General features: G+C 40.5%; 13 protein-coding genes and 1 tRNA gene. All 14 read left to right on the top strand.

Annotated features, from left to right (window positions below; genetic code table 11):
• Positions 1 to 513: 513 nt before the first annotated feature.
• Positions 514 to 1,104, top strand: a complete 591-nt coding sequence (locus tag Q3C19_RS16500) for a hypothetical protein (RefSeq protein ID WP_071149567.1) — start codon at positions 514 to 516, stop codon at positions 1,102 to 1,104.
• A gap of 15 nt (positions 1,105 to 1,119) precedes the next feature.
• On the top strand, positions 1,120 to 1,962 hold the full coding sequence (locus Q3C19_RS16495) for a DUF2764 family protein (protein WP_071149568.1): 843 nt from the start codon (positions 1,120 to 1,122) through the stop codon (positions 1,960 to 1,962).
• Positions 1,963 to 1,980: 18 nt separating this feature from the next.
• Positions 1,981 to 3,735 (top strand): V-type ATP synthase subunit A, encoded by a 1,755-nt coding sequence (locus Q3C19_RS16490; protein ID WP_022163727.1) that lies wholly within the window; start codon positions 1,981 to 1,983, stop codon positions 3,733 to 3,735.
• Positions 3,736 to 3,813: 78 nt separating this feature from the next.
• A complete protein-coding gene (locus Q3C19_RS16485; protein ID WP_022163726.1) occupies positions 3,814 to 5,142 on the top strand; it encodes a V-type ATP synthase subunit B in 1,329 nt (442 codons plus the stop codon).
• Positions 5,143 to 5,197: 55 nt separating this feature from the next.
• Positions 5,198 to 5,803, top strand: a complete 606-nt coding sequence (locus Q3C19_RS16480) for a V-type ATP synthase subunit D (RefSeq protein WP_302730780.1) — start codon at positions 5,198 to 5,200, stop codon at positions 5,801 to 5,803.
• The gene (locus tag Q3C19_RS16475; RefSeq protein ID WP_302730778.1) at positions 5,800 to 7,635 is read left to right on the top strand and encodes a V-type ATP synthase subunit I; all 1,836 of its coding nucleotides are present in this window, start codon (positions 5,800 to 5,802) and stop codon (positions 7,633 to 7,635) included. The genes Q3C19_RS16480 and Q3C19_RS16475 overlap by 4 nt, the downstream gene beginning before the upstream one ends.
• A gap of 24 nt (positions 7,636 to 7,659) precedes the next feature.
• A complete protein-coding gene (locus Q3C19_RS16470) occupies positions 7,660 to 8,079 on the top strand; it encodes a hypothetical protein (RefSeq protein WP_022163723.1) in 420 nt (139 codons plus the stop codon).
• 319 nt (positions 8,080 to 8,398) lie between these two features.
• Positions 8,399 to 9,202, top strand: a complete 804-nt coding sequence (locus tag Q3C19_RS16465) for an MBL fold metallo-hydrolase (RefSeq protein WP_071149571.1) — start codon at positions 8,399 to 8,401, stop codon at positions 9,200 to 9,202.
• 99 nt (positions 9,203 to 9,301) lie between these two features.
• Positions 9,302 to 9,374: transfer RNA gene (locus Q3C19_RS16460), tRNA-Lys, on the top strand.
• A 5-nt stretch (positions 9,375 to 9,379) separates the two neighbouring features.
• Positions 9,380 to 9,670, top strand: coding sequence for an AraC family transcriptional regulator (locus Q3C19_RS16455; RefSeq protein WP_302730774.1), 291 nt, complete (start codon positions 9,380 to 9,382; stop codon positions 9,668 to 9,670).
• Between the two features lie 200 nt (positions 9,671 to 9,870).
• Positions 9,871 to 13,101, top strand: coding sequence for a TonB-dependent receptor (locus Q3C19_RS16450; protein ID WP_302730772.1), 3,231 nt, complete (start codon positions 9,871 to 9,873; stop codon positions 13,099 to 13,101).
• An 18-nt stretch (positions 13,102 to 13,119) separates the two neighbouring features.
• Positions 13,120 to 14,919: a RagB/SusD family nutrient uptake outer membrane protein gene (locus Q3C19_RS16445; protein WP_302730770.1), complete on the top strand. Its 1,800-nt coding sequence runs from the start codon at positions 13,120 to 13,122 to the stop codon at positions 14,917 to 14,919.
• A 36-nt stretch (positions 14,920 to 14,955) separates the two neighbouring features.
• A complete protein-coding gene (locus Q3C19_RS16440) occupies positions 14,956 to 17,673 on the top strand; it encodes a SusC/RagA family TonB-linked outer membrane protein (RefSeq protein WP_302730768.1) in 2,718 nt (905 codons plus the stop codon).
• Positions 17,674 to 17,685: 12 nt separating this feature from the next.
• Positions 17,686 to 19,238 (top strand): RagB/SusD family nutrient uptake outer membrane protein (locus tag Q3C19_RS16435; RefSeq protein WP_302730766.1); only part of this gene is annotated, 1,553 nt, incomplete at its 3' end.

The raw sequence follows: 19,238 nt of genomic DNA, 5'->3' as shown, positions 1-19,238 counted from the left end.
GAAGCCCCTTCGGAGAGTTCCGGAGGGGCTTTTTTGTTTTCCCTCCGCATGCACGCAGAATTTTTTTTTTCCCTTCAGGCACGGATGCCACGGAAAGCCACGGGGAAGGCCGCGCCTGAGAACGATATATCCTGCGTGTTATTCTTTTGAATAGTTCCTTCCAGATACGCTAACTGTGCTGTTCCAGTGCAACAGTTACTGCACTGTTAGTGCACCAACTGTTGCACAGTGAGTGCACTGACTACTGCACTGGGAGTGCAATAACTGCTGCACTCGCTGGGGATAACTGGGGAGTTTGTATGGAATAGTAGGAGCAGTGGAAGGCATTATTTATTGTTATTTTCATAGAGAAGAAAATTCTTTGTCTTTTTTTCTGAGAAATAATCTTTCTTTTCCCCTTTCTCTTTTATTATCATAGGGATTTTAGTAAATTTGGCGCAAATCTGATACGCAGGGAAAAACTGCGTATAAGGGTGTATATTTTGTAACTAACTTATAATAATTCCTGAAAATATGGAGAATAAAATTCAAGAGTTAACTGATAAGATTTATCACGAAGGGGTTGAAAAAGGTAATAAAGAAGCCCAGAAGCTTATCGCAAATGCTCAGGAAACAGCTCAAAAAATAATTGAGGATGCCCGTAAGGAGGCTGATACTATTCTGGCTACAGCCCGTAAGGAGGCTGACGATATGGCTGAGAATACCAAATCAGAGTTGAAAATGTTCGCTAATCAAGCAGCTAACGCTTTAAAATCGGAGATTGCGACGCTGGTAACGAACAAACTGGTAGATGCGGACGTGAAATCTTTTGTAGCGAATAAAGATTTTCTGAATGCCTTTATCCTGTCTTTAGCTTCCAAATGGAGCGTAACAGAACCCATTGTGATTTCGACTGCAGATGCAGATGAATTAAAAGCCTATTTTTCGAAAAAGGCAAAGGACCTTTTAGATAAAGGAGTGAAGATAGAACAGGTAAACGGCATCAAGACTTTGTTTACTATTTCTCCGGCTAATGGTTCTTATAAGATAAACTTTGGTGAAGAAGAGTTTATGAACTACTTTAAAGAATTCCTCCGCCCGCAATTATTAGAAATGTTATTTTAAAAAATATCACTTGATATGGGTAAATACTATTATTTAGTAGCTGGATTGCCTAAACTTGCTTTGGAGGACAATAAACTGAGCTATACAGTCGCGGATTTTAAGGAAGACATATATCCGGCTTTGACTGTAGCAGACAAGAAACTGGTAAGTTTATTCTTTTTGCAATATGATAATGCAAATGTTCTGAAGCTGCTGAAAGACAAGGAAGCTGCTATTGATGGGCGTGGAGTCTTTTCTGCTGAAGAACTCAACGAATATATTCTGCGATTAAAGGAAGGCGATAGAATAGAGAATTCTATGTTCCCTGCATATTTATCCACTTTTATATCTGAATATTTTACTAATCCTGTAGAAGAGAACTTTTTGCTTGAGAATCGTTTGGCTGCACTTTATTATGCTTATGCGATGGAATGCAAGAACAAGTTTGTCTCTTCGTGGTTCGCTTTCAATTTGACAGTCAATAATATTTTGGTTGCACTGGCTGCAAGAAAATATAAGATGGAACTTTCATCAGTGATAGTGGGAGATACCGAAGTGTGTGAAGCCTTGCGTACTTCCAATGCCCGTGATTTCGGCTTGACTGGTGAGGTAGACTGTATGGAGCAGCTGATGAAAATCAGTGAAATAAGCGAACTGGTAGAGCGGGAAAAGAAAATAGACCAGCTTCGCTGGAACTGGATGGAAGAAGCTACCTTCTTTGACTATTTTACGATCGAACGTCTGTTTGTCTTTTTGTTGCAATTGGACATGGTAGAGCGTTGGATGGTTCTGGACAAGGAAAAAGGTAATTTATTGTTCCGTAATATTATTGCGACTTTAAAGGATGAAGTGCAGATACCTGCAGAGTTTAAAAAATAAAATTAATCACATAATTATATGGCAACAAAAGGAACTGTTAGTGGCGTAATTGCCAATATGGTAACTCTTATCGTTGACGGCCCTGTGGCACAGAATGAGATATGCTATATCTTGCTGGGAAACGACAGGCTGATGGCGGAAGTGATAAAAGTTGTAGGCAGTCAAGTATATGTACAAGTTTTTGAAAGTACCCGTGGCTTGAAGGTCGGCGCAGAAGCCGAGTTTACCGGTCATATGCTTGAAGTGACATTGGGTCCCGGCATGCTTTCGAAGAATTACGATGGTTTGCAGAACGACCTTGATAAAATGGAGGGTGTCTTCTTGAAGCGAGGACAGTATACCTATCCGTTGGATAAAGAAAAGAAATGGCATTTTGTACCTTTGGCAAAAGCTGGCGATAAAGTAGGTGCAGCCGATTGGTTGGGTCAGGTAGAAGAGAACTATCAGCCGCTGAAGATCATGGTGCCCTTTGAAATGAAGGGACAAGCCACTGTTAAATCTGTTGTGGCAGAAGGCGATTATCACATTGAAGATACAATTGCTGTGCTGATTGACGAAGAGGGAAAAGAAGTCCCCGTCAACATGATACAGAAATGGCCGGTAAAACGGGCTATGACCAATTACAAGGAAAAACCACGTCCCTTCAAACTGTTGGAAACTGGTGTTCGTGTGATAGACACCGTTAACCCGATTGTAGAAGGTGGTACAGGATTTATTCCCGGTCCGTTTGGTACGGGCAAGACGGTGTTGCAGCATGCCATCTCCAAACAGGCAGAAGCTGATATCGTAATCATCGCAGCCTGTGGTGAACGTGCCAATGAGGTAGTGGAGATTTTTACAGAATTCCCTGAACTGATAGACCCGCATACCGGACGTAAGCTGATGGAGCGTACTATCATCATTGCCAATACTTCGAACATGCCGGTTGCGGCCCGTGAGGCATCTGTCTACACAGCGATGACCATTGCCGAGTATTATCGCAGCATGGGATTGAAAGTATTGCTGATGGCCGACTCGACTTCACGTTGGGCACAGGCACTTCGCGAAATGTCCAACCGTATGGAAGAGTTGCCTGGTCCGGATGCATTCCCGATGGACTTGTCTTCGATTATCTCCAACTTCTATGGCCGTGCCGGCTATGTAGTTTTGAATAACGGTGAGACGGGTTCTATTACATTTATCGGAACCGTATCTCCTGCGGGTGGTAACCTGAAGGAGCCTGTTACGGAAAACACCAAGAAAGTAGCCCGTTGTTTCTACGCTCTTGAACAAGACCGTGCGGACAAGAAACGTTATCCGGCCGTAAACCCGATCGATTCTTATTCGAAATACATTGAATATCCTGAATTCGAGGCTTACATCTCCAAGCGTATCAACGGCGAATGGATTGGCAAGGTGAATGAGATAAAGACCCGTTTGCAGCGCGGTAAGGAGATTGCAGAGCAGATCAACATCTTGGGTGATGATGGTGTACCGGTAGAATATCACGTTATCTTCTGGAAATCGGAACTGATAGACTTTGTTATCCTGCAACAAGATGCTTTTGATGAGATAGATGCTGTCACTCCGATGGAGCGTCAGGAAGAAATCCTGAATATGGTAATTGACATCTGTCATACGGACTTTGAGTTTGACAATTTCAATGAAGTCATGGATTATTTCAAGAAGATGATCAACATCTGCAAGCAGATGAACTACTCAACCTTTAAGTCGGAACAGTACGAAAATTACCGTAACCAATTGAAAGAGTTGCTTGAAGAACGTAAAGCCTAAACAAAAGGTTTAATAATCATCGATAGACCGTATCGAAAAACTGAATTATAAAATTGCTAATTATTGTAGATTTATAAAATGGCAACAAAAGCATTTCAAAAAATATATACCAAGATCACTCAGATAACGAAGGCTACCTGTTCGCTGAAGGCAACTGGGGTCGGTTATGATGAGTTGGCAACCGTTAATGGTAAATTGGCCCAGGTGGTAAAGATTGCAGGAGATGATGTTACCCTGCAGGTATTCGAGGGCACCGAAGGTATCCCCACCAATGCAGAAGTTGTTTTTCTGGGGAAAGCGCCTACGATTAAAGTGAGCGAACAGCTTGCCGGACGTTTTTTCAATGCATTTGGTGATCCGATTGATGGAGGTCCGGAAATAGAAGGAGAAGAAGTTGAAATTGGTGGTCCGTCTGTGAACCCGGTTCGCCGTAAGCAGCCGTCGGAACTGATTGCTACCGGTATAGCAGGTATTGACCTGAACAATACACTGGTTTCGGGACAGAAGATTCCGTTCTTTGCAGACCCGGATCAGCCGTTCAACCAGGTAATGGCCAATGTGGCATTGCGTGCCGAGACCGACAAGATTATCCTGGGCGGTATGGGTATGACGAACGACGACTACCTGTACTTCAAAAACGTATTCTCGAATGCAGGTGCGCTCGACCGTATTGTCTGCTTTATGAATACGACCGAGAATCCTCCGGTAGAACGTTTGCTGATACCTGACATGGCACTGACTGCTGCTGAGTATTTTGCGGTGAAGAACAATGAAAAAGTTCTGGTACTGCTGACCGATATGACTTCATATGCCGATGCGCTGGCCATTGTGTCGAACCGTATGGACCAGATTCCTTCGAAAGACTCAATGCCCGGTTCGCTGTATTCCGATTTGGCTAAAATATACGAGAAGGCCGTACAGTTCCCCAGCGGAGGTTCTATCACCATTATTGCCGTGACTACCTTGTCGGGTGGTGACATTACCCATGCGGTACCTGATAATACCGGTTATATCACCGAAGGACAGTTGTTCCTTCGCCGCGACAGTGATATCGGTAAGGTTATTGTCGACCCGTTCCGTTCTTTGTCGCGTCTGAAACAGCTTGTTACCGGTAAGAAGACCCGTAAGGACCATCCACAGGTGATGAATGCTGCTGTCCGTCTGTATGCCGATGCTGCTAATGCCAAGACAAAACTGGAGAACGGTTTCGACCTGACGAATTACGATGAACGTACGCTGGCATTTGCCAAGGATTACTCCAATCAGCTGTTGGCGATTGACGTGAACCTCAACACAACCGAAATGCTGGATGTAGCATGGAGTCTGTTCGGCAAATATTTCAAGCCGGAGGAAGTGAATATCAAGAAAGAACTTGTGGATCAGTATTGGCCGAAAGCCGGTAATTGATGCTCAAGCATTGATATAGTTCTGAATATTTTAATTTAATTCTTTAGTTTGCAAAGTGGCTATAAAGTTTCAATACAATAAAACTTCTCTTCAGCAATTGGAGAAACAATTGAAAGTACGTATGCGTACTCTGCCTATTATCAAGAATAAGGAGAGTGCCTTGCGTATGGAAGTGAAGCGCTGTAAGGTGGATGCTGCCGCATTGGATGAAAGTCTGGAGAAAAAGATTCAGGCATATGAGACTATGTTTGCCCTTTGGAATGAGTTTGACACTTCATTGATAAGGGTTAGCGATGTCCACCTTGGCGTGAAGAAAATCGCGGGAGTGCGAGTGCCGATACTTGAAAATGTAGATTTCGAAATACGTTCTTATAGTCTGTTCAATGCTCCTAAATGGTATTCGGACGGACTGCATTTGCTCAAGGAACTGGCACATACGGCTATCGAACGCGAATTTGTCGTTGCCAAGCTGAACTTGCTTGAACATGCTCGGAAAAAGACGACTCAAAAAGTGAACCTGTTTGAGAAAGTTCAGATTCCGGGCTATCAGGATGCATTGCGGAAGATCAAACGGTTTATGGAAGATGAAGAAAATCTTTCAAAATCGTCGCAGAAGATCATGAAATCTCATCAGGAGAAAAGAAAGGAGGCGGAAGCATGATTACGAAAATGAAGAAACTGACATTTCTTGTGTACTACAAGGAATACGAGGAATTCCTCAGTCAGATTCGTGAATTGGGAGTTGTACATATTGTCGAAAGACAGTGTGGGGAGATGGATGATACGTTGCAGAATTTTATGCAGAAACGTACCCTCTATAAGAACACACTTGCCAGTATGTATAATCTGGCTGAAAAAACGGTGGATGCCAATGTACATGCCGGTGTTTCTGCCGACGAGGTAGTCAGCACTTACGAAGGTCTGCAGAATAAGATACAGGATTTGAATCAGCGTGTACCGCAGCTTGACAAAGAAATAGCCCAAATGGAAGTTTGGGGCGATTTTGATTGGAAGGTTGTTTCCAGCCTGAAAGATCAGGGATGGGATATCCAGTTCTTCATGTGTTCTGAAAAAGATTTTGATGAAGAATGGATAGAGCAGTACAATGCTATCAAAGTTCAGGAAAGGGGAGGACATCTCTATTTTGTTACTGTCAATCATGGTCCGGTTGATCTGGAGATGGAACCGATCCGTTTGCCTTCACAAAGCTTGTCGGAGCTGAATGCTGCAAAAGAAAGCCTTTTGCAGGAATTGGCTCAGGCAAATGCCGAATTGAAGAATTTCTGCAAAATTCACTATCACACACTGGAGGAAGGACAACTTCAGCTACAGGGTGAGATTGATTTGTGGAAAGTAAAACTGAACAGCCAGCAGATGGCTGAAGGAACAGTTGTGTTGCTGGAAGGCTGGATACCGGTCGATAACGAGGAAGAAGTCAAGAAATTCCTGGATGCGAGTGGTGTCTACTATGAGATACGTAATGCGAACAAGGAGGATAATGCTCCGATTAAGCTGAAGAATAATGCCTTTACCCGCATGTACGAGGTATTGACCAAGATGTATGGTATGCCTGATTATGCCGAGTTCGACCCGACACCCATTCTGGCACCTTTCTTTTCGCTGTTTTTCGCTTTCTGTATGGGCGATGCAGGTTACGGACTGGTGCTGATAGCTTTGGGATTCGTACTGAAAAAGAAGATGTCGAAATCGCTCAGCGGTATGATGAATCTGGTAATCACGTTGGGTATCTTTACCACTGTGATAGGTGCTGTATTGGGAACCTTCTTTGGCGTCAGTCTGTTCGATCTGGATCTTCCGGATAGTCTGAAGCAGTTCATGATTGTTGGTAAGATAGGCGAGACTACTTACGACAAGCAGATGCTGCTGGCTTTGATTATCGGTGTGGTTCACATCTGTATTGCAATGACCGTGAAGGCTGTATGCTCTACGGTGCGTTACGGATTCAAGGAATCGCTCAGTGCCTGGGGATGGCTGCTGCTGGTAGTCGGATTTGTGCTTACCGGTGGCTTATCTTTCTTCGAGGTTATTTCCGAGAACGTTTCTACGTGGGCATTTATCATTATCGGCAGTATTTCGGCCATAGGCATTTATCTGCTGAATAATATTCACCGCAATGTCTTCGTCAACATCGGAGCCGGTGTTTGGGATACTTATAACATGGCTACCGGTCTGATGGGCGACGTTTTGTCGTACATCCGTCTTTATGCCTTGGGATTGGCAGGCGGTATGCTGGGAGGCGTATTCAACCAGCTGGCGTTTATGGTGAACGACGCTGCCGGTCCGGCTTTAGGCTGGCTGTTCTGCGGCTTGATTCTCGTGTTTGGCCATGTGCTGAACATTGCGATGTCTTGTTTAAGTGCATTTGTGCATCCTCTTCGTCTGACATTCGTGGAGTATTTCAAGAATTCAGGTTATGACGGCAAGGGAGAAGCTTACCGTCCTTTTACAACAATAAAAAAACAAATAGATTAAAAACTCATAAAAATTAGAAACATTATGAATGAAATTTTAGGTTATCTCGGTTTAGGTTTGATGTTTGGACTGGCAGGAATTGGTAGCTGCTTTGGTACAACAATCGCAGGAAATGCGGCAGAAGGTGCATTGAAGAAAGATCCTTCCAAGTCGGCCAGTTACATGATTTTGTCTGCTCTTCCTGCTACGCAGGGTCTTTATGGCTTCGTAGCTTTCCTGATGTCGATGGGTAGAGACTTTGCTACAGAAGGTCCGTTGATGTTGGGTATTGGTCTGGGAGTAGGTCTGGTATGCTTATTCTCTGCTATTCGTCAGGGACAGATTTGTGCGAATGGTATCGTAGGTATTTCCCAAGGTCACGACGTGCAGGTTAATACCATGATTTATGCAGCTCTTCCTGAGTTCTACGCCATTCTTGCGCTGGTAGCAGCTTTGATGATATAATATTAGCATATCGTTTCAAACATTTAACGAGCCCGGAACATTTCCGGGCTTTTTTTGTAACTTGTTGTATATATGTGTGTGACAGATTTTCCTCTTCACGGATCTCCCTTCCATGGCTGGATTCCTTTGTAAAAAGGAGAAGAGGCAGAGAACGGGATATGTTATATTTTTGTATATTTGCCCGATTTATTGTCGGGCACTTTAGGATTTGAACATAGAGCTTAAAAAATTGTTCTATAGTCTGTGCAGGCTGTTTTGTACAAATTCAGTTTGAAATATCTGCATTTGTTAGGTGCTCTTTATTAAGTATATTGAGAAGATGAAAGTAAAATTTATAAGTTTGGCAAGTGGCAGTAGCGGAAATTGTTATTATATAGGTACAGAGAAATATGGAATATTGATTGATGCGGGTATTGCTGTGCGTACCATTAAAAAGACACTGAAGGAAGTAGGAATTGAAATGGATATGATACGTGCGGTTTTTGTCACTCACGACCATGCCGACCACATCAAAGCCGTAGGAGGCTTGGGAGAAAAGCTGAATATCCCCATTTACACTACTGCCCGTATTCATGAAGGAATCAATCGTAGCTATTGCATGACGGAGAAACTTCACACTTCTGCCCGTTATCTGGAAAAGCAACAGCCTATGCAATTGGAGGATTTCAGTATTGAATCGTTTGAAGTCCCTCACGACGGTACGGATAATGTGGGATATTGTGTTCAGATTGATGGCAAAGTTTTCTCCTTTCTTACCGACCTTGGCGAAATAACTCCGACCGCCGCACATTATATTCTGAAAGCTAATTATTTGATATTGGAAGCCAATTACGACGAGGAAATGTTGCGGATGGGAACTTACCCGCAATACCTGAAGGAACGCATCAGCAGCCGGACCGGACACATGAGCAATATGGAAACAGCCAGTTTCCTGGCGGAAAATATTAGCGATCGGCTGAAATATATATGGCTGTGCCATTTGAGCAAGGATAACAATCATCCGGAACTTGCGTATAAAACTGTAGAATGGAAACTGAGAGAAAAGGGTATCATTGTTGGCAAAGATGTCCAGCTGTGTGCCTTGAAGCGTACAACCCCTTCAGAACTCTATGAATTTGAGTGAGAAAAAGACAAAAGTATATGAGGAGAAGAAAAAATACCGAAAAAAGTTTGTAGCTTAGAATAAAAAGCGTATCTTTGCACCCGCAAAAATGAAAGAGATGCACTCTTAGCTCAGTTGGTAGAGCAACTGACTCTTAATCAGTGGGTCCAGGGTTCGAATCCCTGAGGGTGTACAAAAATGAGTTTAGTTAAAAATAAGAAGGGGACATATCTGATTGGGTATGTCCCTTTCTTATTTTTTATCAACAAACAGACAAATGATTTTGGATCAGCGGATATTCGCATTGCCCGTCTGGAGCGTGCGGCAATTATCCTGTTGGAGAATGATGAAGTGCGTATCCGTGATGTGGCTTACGAACTGGGCTTTTCTACTCCAAGTTATTTTACCCGTTGCTTTATGCAGCATTATGGTATGACTCCGAAAGATTATGTAGCGTCAAAGAAAAACGAAAATTCATCCTCGGACTGATTGTATAGTGGTAGAATTCTTTCAATTTTATATTCAAATTCTGCTATTTTATGGTTAGGGACGTTTTCTTCTATTAACGGGTAGGATTTTTATCCTGATTCGACCGTCGTTTGTATTCCTTTGTGTTGCAAATAGCTGTGTAGATTTCAGCTATTGCAATTATAGTTAACCAATAATTTAAACTATTTTATTCTTATTCTATGGATGAAAATAAAAGAAAAGGGTACAGACGCGGTCGGATGCTGTTGTATAGCTGTCTGGCTGTGATGTCTTTGGGGGCAATGCCGGAAAGTTCATTTGCTTCTTCGGCCGCTCCTTCGGTTTATGAATTGCAACAGCAGCAGAGCCGGAAGGTAAAGGGTACTGTGATTGACGAAACGGGACAACCATTGATTGGTGTTTCTATTCGGGTACAAGGTTCCGATACGGGAGTAGTGACAAATGTAGATGGAGCCTTTGAAATTTCTGTGAAGACAAACGATCGTCTGGAGTTTACCTATATAGGTATGCAAAGCCAGACAATTAAGGTAGGAGCACAGAAATTTATTAATGTGACTATGCACGAGGATAGCGAAGTTCTAGATGAAGTCACTGTAGTAGCTTATGGAACACAAAAAAAAGAAACGCTGACTGGTGCTATTTCTTCTGTTAAGACAGAAGCTTTACTTCGTTCTCCCAATTCAAGTGTGGCAAATACTTTGGCAGGACAATTTCCCGGATTATCTTCTGTTGCTACTTCTGGTCAGCCAGGTAGAGAAGACCCTTCTATTTTTATTCGTGGAGTCGGATCTTTATCAGAAGCTGCATCTACGCCTCTTATTTTAGTTGATGGTGTGGAACGTTCATTTTTCCAAATGGATCCTAATGAGATAGAAAGTGTCACTGTTTTAAAGGATGCTTCTGCTACAGCTGTATTTGGTGTTCGAGGTGCTAACGGAGTTGTTCTTGTAACTACACGTCGTGGTGAAGAGGGAAAAGCTAAGATTTCGCTAACATCTTCCGTGGGTATTCAACAGCCTACGCGAATATTGGAAATGGCGGATAGTTATACTTATGCGACATTGTTTAATGAAATGAATGATAATGATCAAATGTCTAAACATACATTTGATGATTATACAGTTGAGCGTTTCCGACTTGGGGATGAACCGATTATGTATCCTAATACTAATTGGAGAGAGTATTTGATGAAAAATACTTCAGTACAGACCCAACATAATGTTAATATATCGGGTGGTACGAAAAATGTTCGTTACTTTATTTCTGCCGGCTTTTTATTTCAAGACGGTTTAATGAAACAGTTTAAGGAACTGGACTATAACAATAATTACAATTACACTCGTTATAACTATCGTAGTAATCTTGATGTAGATCTGACACCTTCTACTTTATTGAAAGTCGGGTTAGGAGGAATTGTTGGTGTGACTCATTCTCCCAATGCTACCAATAACGTTTATGACCTGTTTCATATTCTGGATATGTCTCAGCCTTTCGTTAGTCCCGGAATTGTTGATGGACGTTTGGTGAGAACCGATAGATCTAAATATCCAGGTATCATAATGGATGATACAAGTAGTGGATTGCAAAGATATTATGGAAGAGGCTATAACCAAAGCACTCAAAATACAATGAATATGGATTTGGCTTTAAGCCAAAAACTCGATTTTATAACCAAAGGCTTATCTGTAGAAGTAAAAGGTGCTTATAACACATCTTTTACAAGATTGGTAAGCCGAACCGGTAATGTCGAAGCCTTGGTTCCTTATTATAAGTCTTCAGTCGATAACCCTTCAATGTCTATGGATGATCCGTCATTTGATAAAACAATTGTCTATAAGATTGATCCGGGTACTACGAATCAGCGTTTGCAATATGGTGAGGATAACAGCCAGCGTGCCCGCGATTGGTATTTTGAGGCTAGCATACGCTATAATCGGAATTTCAACGGCCATAATGTAGGAGCTTTATTCCTGTACAATCAAAATAAGAAATATTATCCAGGATCTTGGACTTCTGTTCCTACTGCTTATGTTGGATTTGTGGGTCGTATTACGTATGATTATCAATCAAAGTATCTTGCAGAAATTAATTTCGGTTATAATGGCTCTGAAAATTTTGCTCCAGGAAAGCGCTTTGGAGCATTTCCTGCCGGATCTGTCGGCTATGTCATTACAGAAGAAGAATTTATGAAAAATCAACATGTTATAGATTTTCTGAAATTGAGAGCTTCTGTCGGATTAGTTGGTAATGACAATATGAGTGGTAATCGTTTTCTCTATTTACCAGATGCATACGAGGTGGATAAAAGTGGTGAGTATGGTGAATGGCGCGATAAGTTATTTGGTTATAATTTTGGTTACAATAACTACAATTCTATAATGGGAGCTATTGAAAGCCGTATTGGTAATCCCGATGTAACATGGGAGAAGGCTTTGAAACGGAATTATGGTATTGATGTGAACTTTTTAAGTAACCGACTTCGAATCAGTGCAGATGTATTTTTTGAGAATCGAAAGGACATTCTGATTAAGCGTAGTACAATTCCAGCTTTTTCCAGTCTCTCTTCCTCATTATTGCCTGTTGTGAATTTGGGAAAAGTCAATAATAAAGGATATGAAGTAGAATTGAAATGGAATGACCGTATTAAAGATTTCAATTATTGGATAAACACGAATGTTACTTATTCGAAGAACAAGATTATTGAGCAGGATGAGGTTGAGCCGAATGAACCTTATATGTGGAGTACCGGTAAGCCTGTAGGAACTATTTTGGGTTATGTTTTTGAACGTTTCTATAACGAGGATGATTTTACGTCTGATGGCACATTAAAAGAAGGATATGCAGATCCGGGAACAGTGGTCCACCCTGGTGATTGTAAATATGCTGACTTGAATAATGATGGAGTTATTGATACGGACGACGTTAAAGACATTGGGTACCCAACTCGTCCTGCATATACATTTGGCTTAAATTATGGCTTTAATTTTAAAGGTTGGAGTTTTACTATGAATTGGGCTGGAGCAGCGCAACGTTCTTTATTGTTGAGTGATAATTTCCGTAAACCTTTTAATGGTGGTTCATCTGGTCTATTGATGTTTCATGTTGATAATCGTTGGACTCCTGAGACGGCAGAAACGGCAACAATACCTCGATTCTCATCCAATAGTTTGAATCATAATACCTTGACATCATCTCTTTGGGTAAAGGATGGCTCATATTTCAAGCTGAAAACAGTACAATTAGGCTATACATTTACAAAAGGTATTATATTAAGAAAGTTGGGAATAACTCAGTTGGGAGTAACTCTAAGTGGTTATAATCTTTTGACTTTTGACAAGTTTGGTATTATGGATCCGGAATGTAATCCTAACGGAAGTAACACATATCCTATAACTAAAATATATAATTTAGGATTAAATATAACTTTCTGATTAAAACATGATATGATTATGAATAAATGTTTACTTTTTGGTATTCTCTCTTCAATGCTGCTTGTTGGAACTGCATGCGAAGATTTTAAATTTGGAAATGATTTTTTGGATAAACCCATAACAACAGATATTACTATTGATACGGTTTTTAATCATAAAAAGTATGCCGATCAGATATTGGCGCAAGCTTATCATTCTTTGCCGGATTTTCTTCCAAAAAGTGGAAGATTTGCATGGTCAATGTTGGATTGCTTAACCGATATAGGTGATTGTGTCGGATCAGGTGGAGCAGACCGAACGTATTATGCGGGACAGGTAACAGCTGCAACGGAAGTTGGCTTAATGCCATATCGTTTGACAGATGACGCTCTTCAGATTGACTCACCGACTTCTGGTATTCGTATATGTTACATTTATTTGGAAAATGTAGATCGCGTACCTGACATGACAGAAGCTGAAAAAATGATACGTAAGGCAGAAGTCAAGGTGATAATAGCCTATCATTATATGGATATGTTACGGTACTATGGTGGTATGCCTTGGATTGATAAGTCATATAAACCCAGTGATGAACTGAAATTTACGCGCATGACCGTAGAAGAGCACGTTAATAAGATTGTAGAACTCTGTGATGAGGCTGCTGGTATATTGCCATGGTCGGTAAGCGCTGAAGAAGAGGGGCATATGACTGCTGCTGCAGCTTTAGGATTAAAAAACCGGGTTTTACAATTTGCTGCTAGTCCGTTGTTCAATTCAGAGCAACCTTTTTTAGAAGGCGAAGCCTCGGAATTGCATTATACGTGGTACGGTAATAAAGATAATACGCGTTGGCAAAGGGCACTCGATTCTGGTTTGGAATTTTTGGAGGCAAATCAGCAAAATGGGGATTATTATAAATTGGTAAATACAGGTAATCCGAGAGAAGATTATTTGGCCGGCTATTTCAATCGTTGTAATCGTGAAGTCTTACTTCCCACACACCGATATACTACAATTAACCACCAATGGTTCTATTCTTTGTATGTTTTAGCATGGGGTTGGACTTGTCCGACTGCTGTATATGCGGATATGTTTGAGATGAAGGACGGAACTCCGTTTGACTGGAATAATCCGGAACATGCCGCCCATCCTTTTTTCGATGAAAATGGAGAAATGGTTAGAGACCCTCGAATGTACGAGACATTAATCGTCAATGGTGATAAGTTTAGGGGAAGAACGGCAGAAATTTATCAAGGAGGCCGTGAAACTTGGGAAGGAACCAGTACAACCTTAGGAGCCTTGACTTATAATGGGTATGGTATGCGTAAGTTTATATTGGACCAAGATACTGAACTGTTCGGAAAATTTTATCAATGCCCTCATATTCGTATTGCTGAAATTTATTTGGATATTGCCGAAGCAATGAATGAATTAGGAAAGGCTAACGAGAAAGATCGTTTTGGACGTGATGCTTACGACTATGTAAATCTGGTCAGAAATCGAGTTGGAATGCCTGAATTGGATCGTGAGAAATATCCGGCAGGTGAAGATTTGCGTAATGCAATTTTGCATGAAAGGGCTGTTGAATTTGGATATGAAGAGGTATGCTATTTTGATATCATCCGTTGGAAAGGGGTCGATTTGCTCCGTACAGAACAATATCGCTTAAAAGCAACTCGAAATGCTGATGGAAGTATGACATACCGTAAAGATACAGATATGAAATATCCAAATAGAATGTGGGTTGAACGATGGACGGATCGTTTTTATCTTCTTCCGATTCCTGTATCAGAAATAAACAAGAAATATGGTCTGATTCAAAATCCGGGATGGGAATAATGTATATTCTATGTATTCTTAAAATTTTGTAATATAATGAGGACGAAATATATACTGATAGTTTGGTGTATCTTAATATTGCCGACTATAGCTTTTGCACAATCAGATTTTAATGAGAGAGAAACTTCCGCCATTTCAGTGATAAAGGCGGATGATCTGGAGAAAGATGCATCTCCAAATCCTTATAATACATTGTATGGCTTGTTGCCGGGTTTGTCAGTATTGCAACAAAGTGACTGGAATGCTAATCCGAATTTGTTTTTGCGTGGCAGGCAGTCTCCGTTAGTGGTAGTTGATGGTTTTCCCCGTTCTTTGGACTTCCTGTCTACTGTCGAGATAGAATCGATAGAGGTTTTAAAAGATGGAGCTGCTACTTCTATATGGGGAACACGTGGTGCCAATGGAGTGATTTTGGTAACGACTAAACGGGGTAAAAAACAGAAACGTGATATATCAATTAACTACAGTCATGGTCTGGGATTGCTGATTAACCAGCCTGAAGTGGTTGATGGTTATACCTATGCTATGGCACGCAATGAAGCGTTGTATTATGATGGACTTGATTTGCAATACAGTCAATCAGATTTAGATGCTTTTCGCAGTGGAAAATATCCGGAACTATTTGCGAATACGGACTGGGCAAATGAAGCTTTAAGAAATCATACAGTCAACAATCAATTGGATTTGACCTTTTCCGGAGGAGGTGAAAAAGTTAGATATTTTACAGCGTTGACATATAAAAATGATTTTGGTGTGCTTAATCATCAGTATACTAAAAATGAACGTTATAATTCGCAGTATCGTAAGTATGAAATGAATTTGCGGATGAATTTGGATGTAGATTTGACACCTTCTACTTTGGTAAAGTGGACAATGTTGGGACGTTTGAAAGAAACTACTCAGCCTCGGGATTACGATTTTTCTTTGATATACAATACTCCGTCTGCTGTTTATCCGGTAAAGACTGCCAGTGGACATTGGGGAGGTGATTTAATATATACACGAAACCCTATTGCAAGTTTTTCGGATTATGGTTATCATAAAGAAAATCCTCGTGCACTGTTAGCTGATTTGCGCATTTTACAAGATTTATCATCTATTACTCCGGGATTATCGGCTGAGTTTGCAGTTGCATATGATAATTATGCTGTTTACATTGATGAGGGAGTTAAGACATATAGCTATGAAGTAAATTCCCCTGTATTTAATGAAAGCATAAATGAATATGATCAAAATTCTGAAATCTATGGAACAGACGGTGCTTTGAGCATTAATTGCTGGGGCATGAGCAACCAGTATGTATCTGCTAATATAGAAGGCAAAGTTTTGTATAATCGTACATTTAATCTTCATACAATAGATGTTGGCGGTATTTATCGTCTGGAATATTATTCTGCTCTCGGACGTAACAATACAAATAAAAGATTGTATTACACTGGTACAATAGGTTGGGATTATTCACAGAAATATATGGTTGATGCTACATTTTCACATGTTGGGACAAGTAGATTGCAAAGTGGAAACCGATATCGTTTTTATCCTTCAGTTTCTGCTGCATGGTTGATATCCAAGGAAGATTTTATGCAGAACCTGTCTTTCATTGATTTTTTGAAGTTACGTTGTTCATGGGGGCAAGCTGGTAGTGACGATATTGCTTATGATTTGGATAAGCATTACTGGTCTGGCTATGGCAATTATTTTTATGGCGATGGTAACATTTCAATGGGAGGTATAAAAGAGGGCACTCCTGCTATTAACAACCTTACTCTGGAACGTGTGAATAAGTATAATGTAGGTATCGACCTTCAATTACTAAAGAAATTATCTTTGACAGCTGATGTGTATATGCATAAATATGATAATACATTGATTGATGTTTCAAATTTGTATTCGTCAGTTTTTGGTAATTCCATACCATTACAGAATATGGGTAAATCAGAATATAAAGGATTTGAATTATCGGCAACGTGGAGAGATCAGATTGGTAAAGACTTGAAATATTATGTAGGTGCTAATGTATCCAGAGTCAAAAGCGAAGTCATAGAAAATGGTGAAGGATACAAGGAATATGTTTATATGTCGGGAAAAGGGCTACCTGTAGGCCAGATTTTCGGTTTGGAAGCAATCGGTTATTTTAATGACCAGGAAGATATTGATGCGTCTCCTCAACAACAGTTCTCGACAGTGTCTCCGGGTGATATAAAGTATAAAGATCAGAATCAGGATAATGTTATTGATTATAGAGATGTTGTTGCTATCGGGCACTCTGGTTCTATCCCTGAATGGTATGGCGGTTTGCAATTGGGACTGGAATATAAAGGTTTCGGAATAGACCTCTTGTTTCAAGGTGCTGCAGGTCTGAGCAGATTACTGAACGCGTCGAGCGTATATCAGCCATTACGTAATAATACAAATGTTTCTAAATGGTATATGGAAGATAAAATCCGTTGGACAGAAGAGACTAAAGATGTAGCTAATATGCCGCGCCTTTCAACTTTGGACAATGCAAACAATTACCAGACAAGTACACAATGGCTTGTGGATGGCAGTTACTTGAAATTACGTAATATAAATGTCTATTATAATTTGCCTAAGAAATGGATCATGCCGTTAAGAATGGAGAATTGCCAAGTTTATTTGCGTGGAAATAATATCTTCTCCTTGGATCATGTACCTTATTTGAACTGTGAAAGTATGAGTGTGAATTATCCTGATATAGCGTCTGTCTATGCAGGAGTAAATATCAAGTTTTAATATTTGTATGTTATGAGAATCAATAAGATATTTCTTTCGATATTTGCAAGTTGTTCATTGACAGCTTGTAGTTATTTGGATTTTGACGAATCGGTAGGCCAAACAAAAGAAGAAGTTTATTCTACGTTTGATAATATTCGTCAATTGGTGACAGGAGTTTACTCCTTTCTGCCTCAGGATTTCGGAGTTATGGGAAATGCACTCCGGGAGTCTGCTTCTGACAATGCCATATATGTATGGAATACAAGCGCTGTATACAAGATCTATGAAGATAAGTGGTCTCCTTCTATTACTATCGATGATGTTTGGGGAACTATGTATACAGGGATTCAGGCTGCAAATTCTTATTTGGAGAATTATAATGAAGAGTATTTGGAGCGGTTATCTTTGAATGCTGATTATAAAGAGCAGATAGAGAAGTTCAGAATGTATCCCTTTGAAGTACGGGCTTTGCGTGCTTTCTATTATTTTGAATTGATAAAACGCTATGGCGATGTACCGTTGGTGACCAAAACTTTGCAATTAGATGAGGTAAACAGCCTGAAAAGAACTCCTTATACGGAGGTTGTTGATTTCATCGTTCGTGAATGTGATGAAATAGCCCCTCAATTGCCTATCAGACAGAATGACTTTTATTTGGAAACCGGCCGTGTGACTAGAGGTATGGCAATGGCTTTGAAAGCAAGAACGTTGTTGTATGCAGCCAGTCCGTTGCATAATACATCCGGCAACCGGGAATTATGGAAAAAAGCGGCAGAAGCTGCGTATGATCTTATAGAGACAGGATGGTATAGCTTACCCAATATTGATAATGATCCCATTTATGATGTAAATGGTGGAAATGAAATCTTAAAATCTTCACAATTGATATTTGAACGTCGTAATGGTGATAGTGACAGTTTTGAACGGCTGAATTTACCTATTGGCTTTGAAGGAGGAAATAGTGGTAACGTGCCTACACAAAATTTGGTAGATGCTTATGAAATGGTCTCTGGCGAGTCGTTCAGTTGGGATAATCCTGAACATGTGAAATTTCCTTATGAAGATGAAAACGGAAACAAGACCAGAGATCCTCGCTTTTATAAGACAATTGTTTATAATGGTTCAAAGTTAATGAATACGGTAGTAGAAACCTTTGAAGGTGGAAAGAATGGTTTACCTTTGGTCGGAGCAACGCCGACAGGCTATTATTTACGGAAATACATTAATGAAACAGTTTCATTATCACCGGAAAATCCTATAAGTAAACCCCATCATTATATTTTGTTCCGGTATGCAGAGATTTTGTTGAATTATGCTGAAGCTATGCACGAATGGCAAGGAGGAAATAATCCTGATTATACAGATAATGAATTTCCACTGTCTGCAAGAGCGGCTCTTAATATGGTACGTAATGCTGCTAATATGCCTGATATTACGGAATCAGGTTCTGCCTTTACAGAACGACTTCGCAATGAACGACGTATAGAACTTGCATTTGAAGACCATCGCTATTGGGACATTCGCCGTTGGAAGATGGGTGAGAAAGTTCAAGACATATATGGGGTTAAAATAACGAAATCGGG

This window comes from Bacteroides sp. ET489, from assembly GCF_030518095.1.
Lineage (GTDB): Bacteria > Bacteroidota > Bacteroidia > Bacteroidales > Bacteroidaceae > Bacteroides > Bacteroides ndongoniae.
The sequence above is the reverse complement of the archived record's forward strand: the minus strand, read 5'-3'. Positions and strand labels throughout refer to the sequence as shown.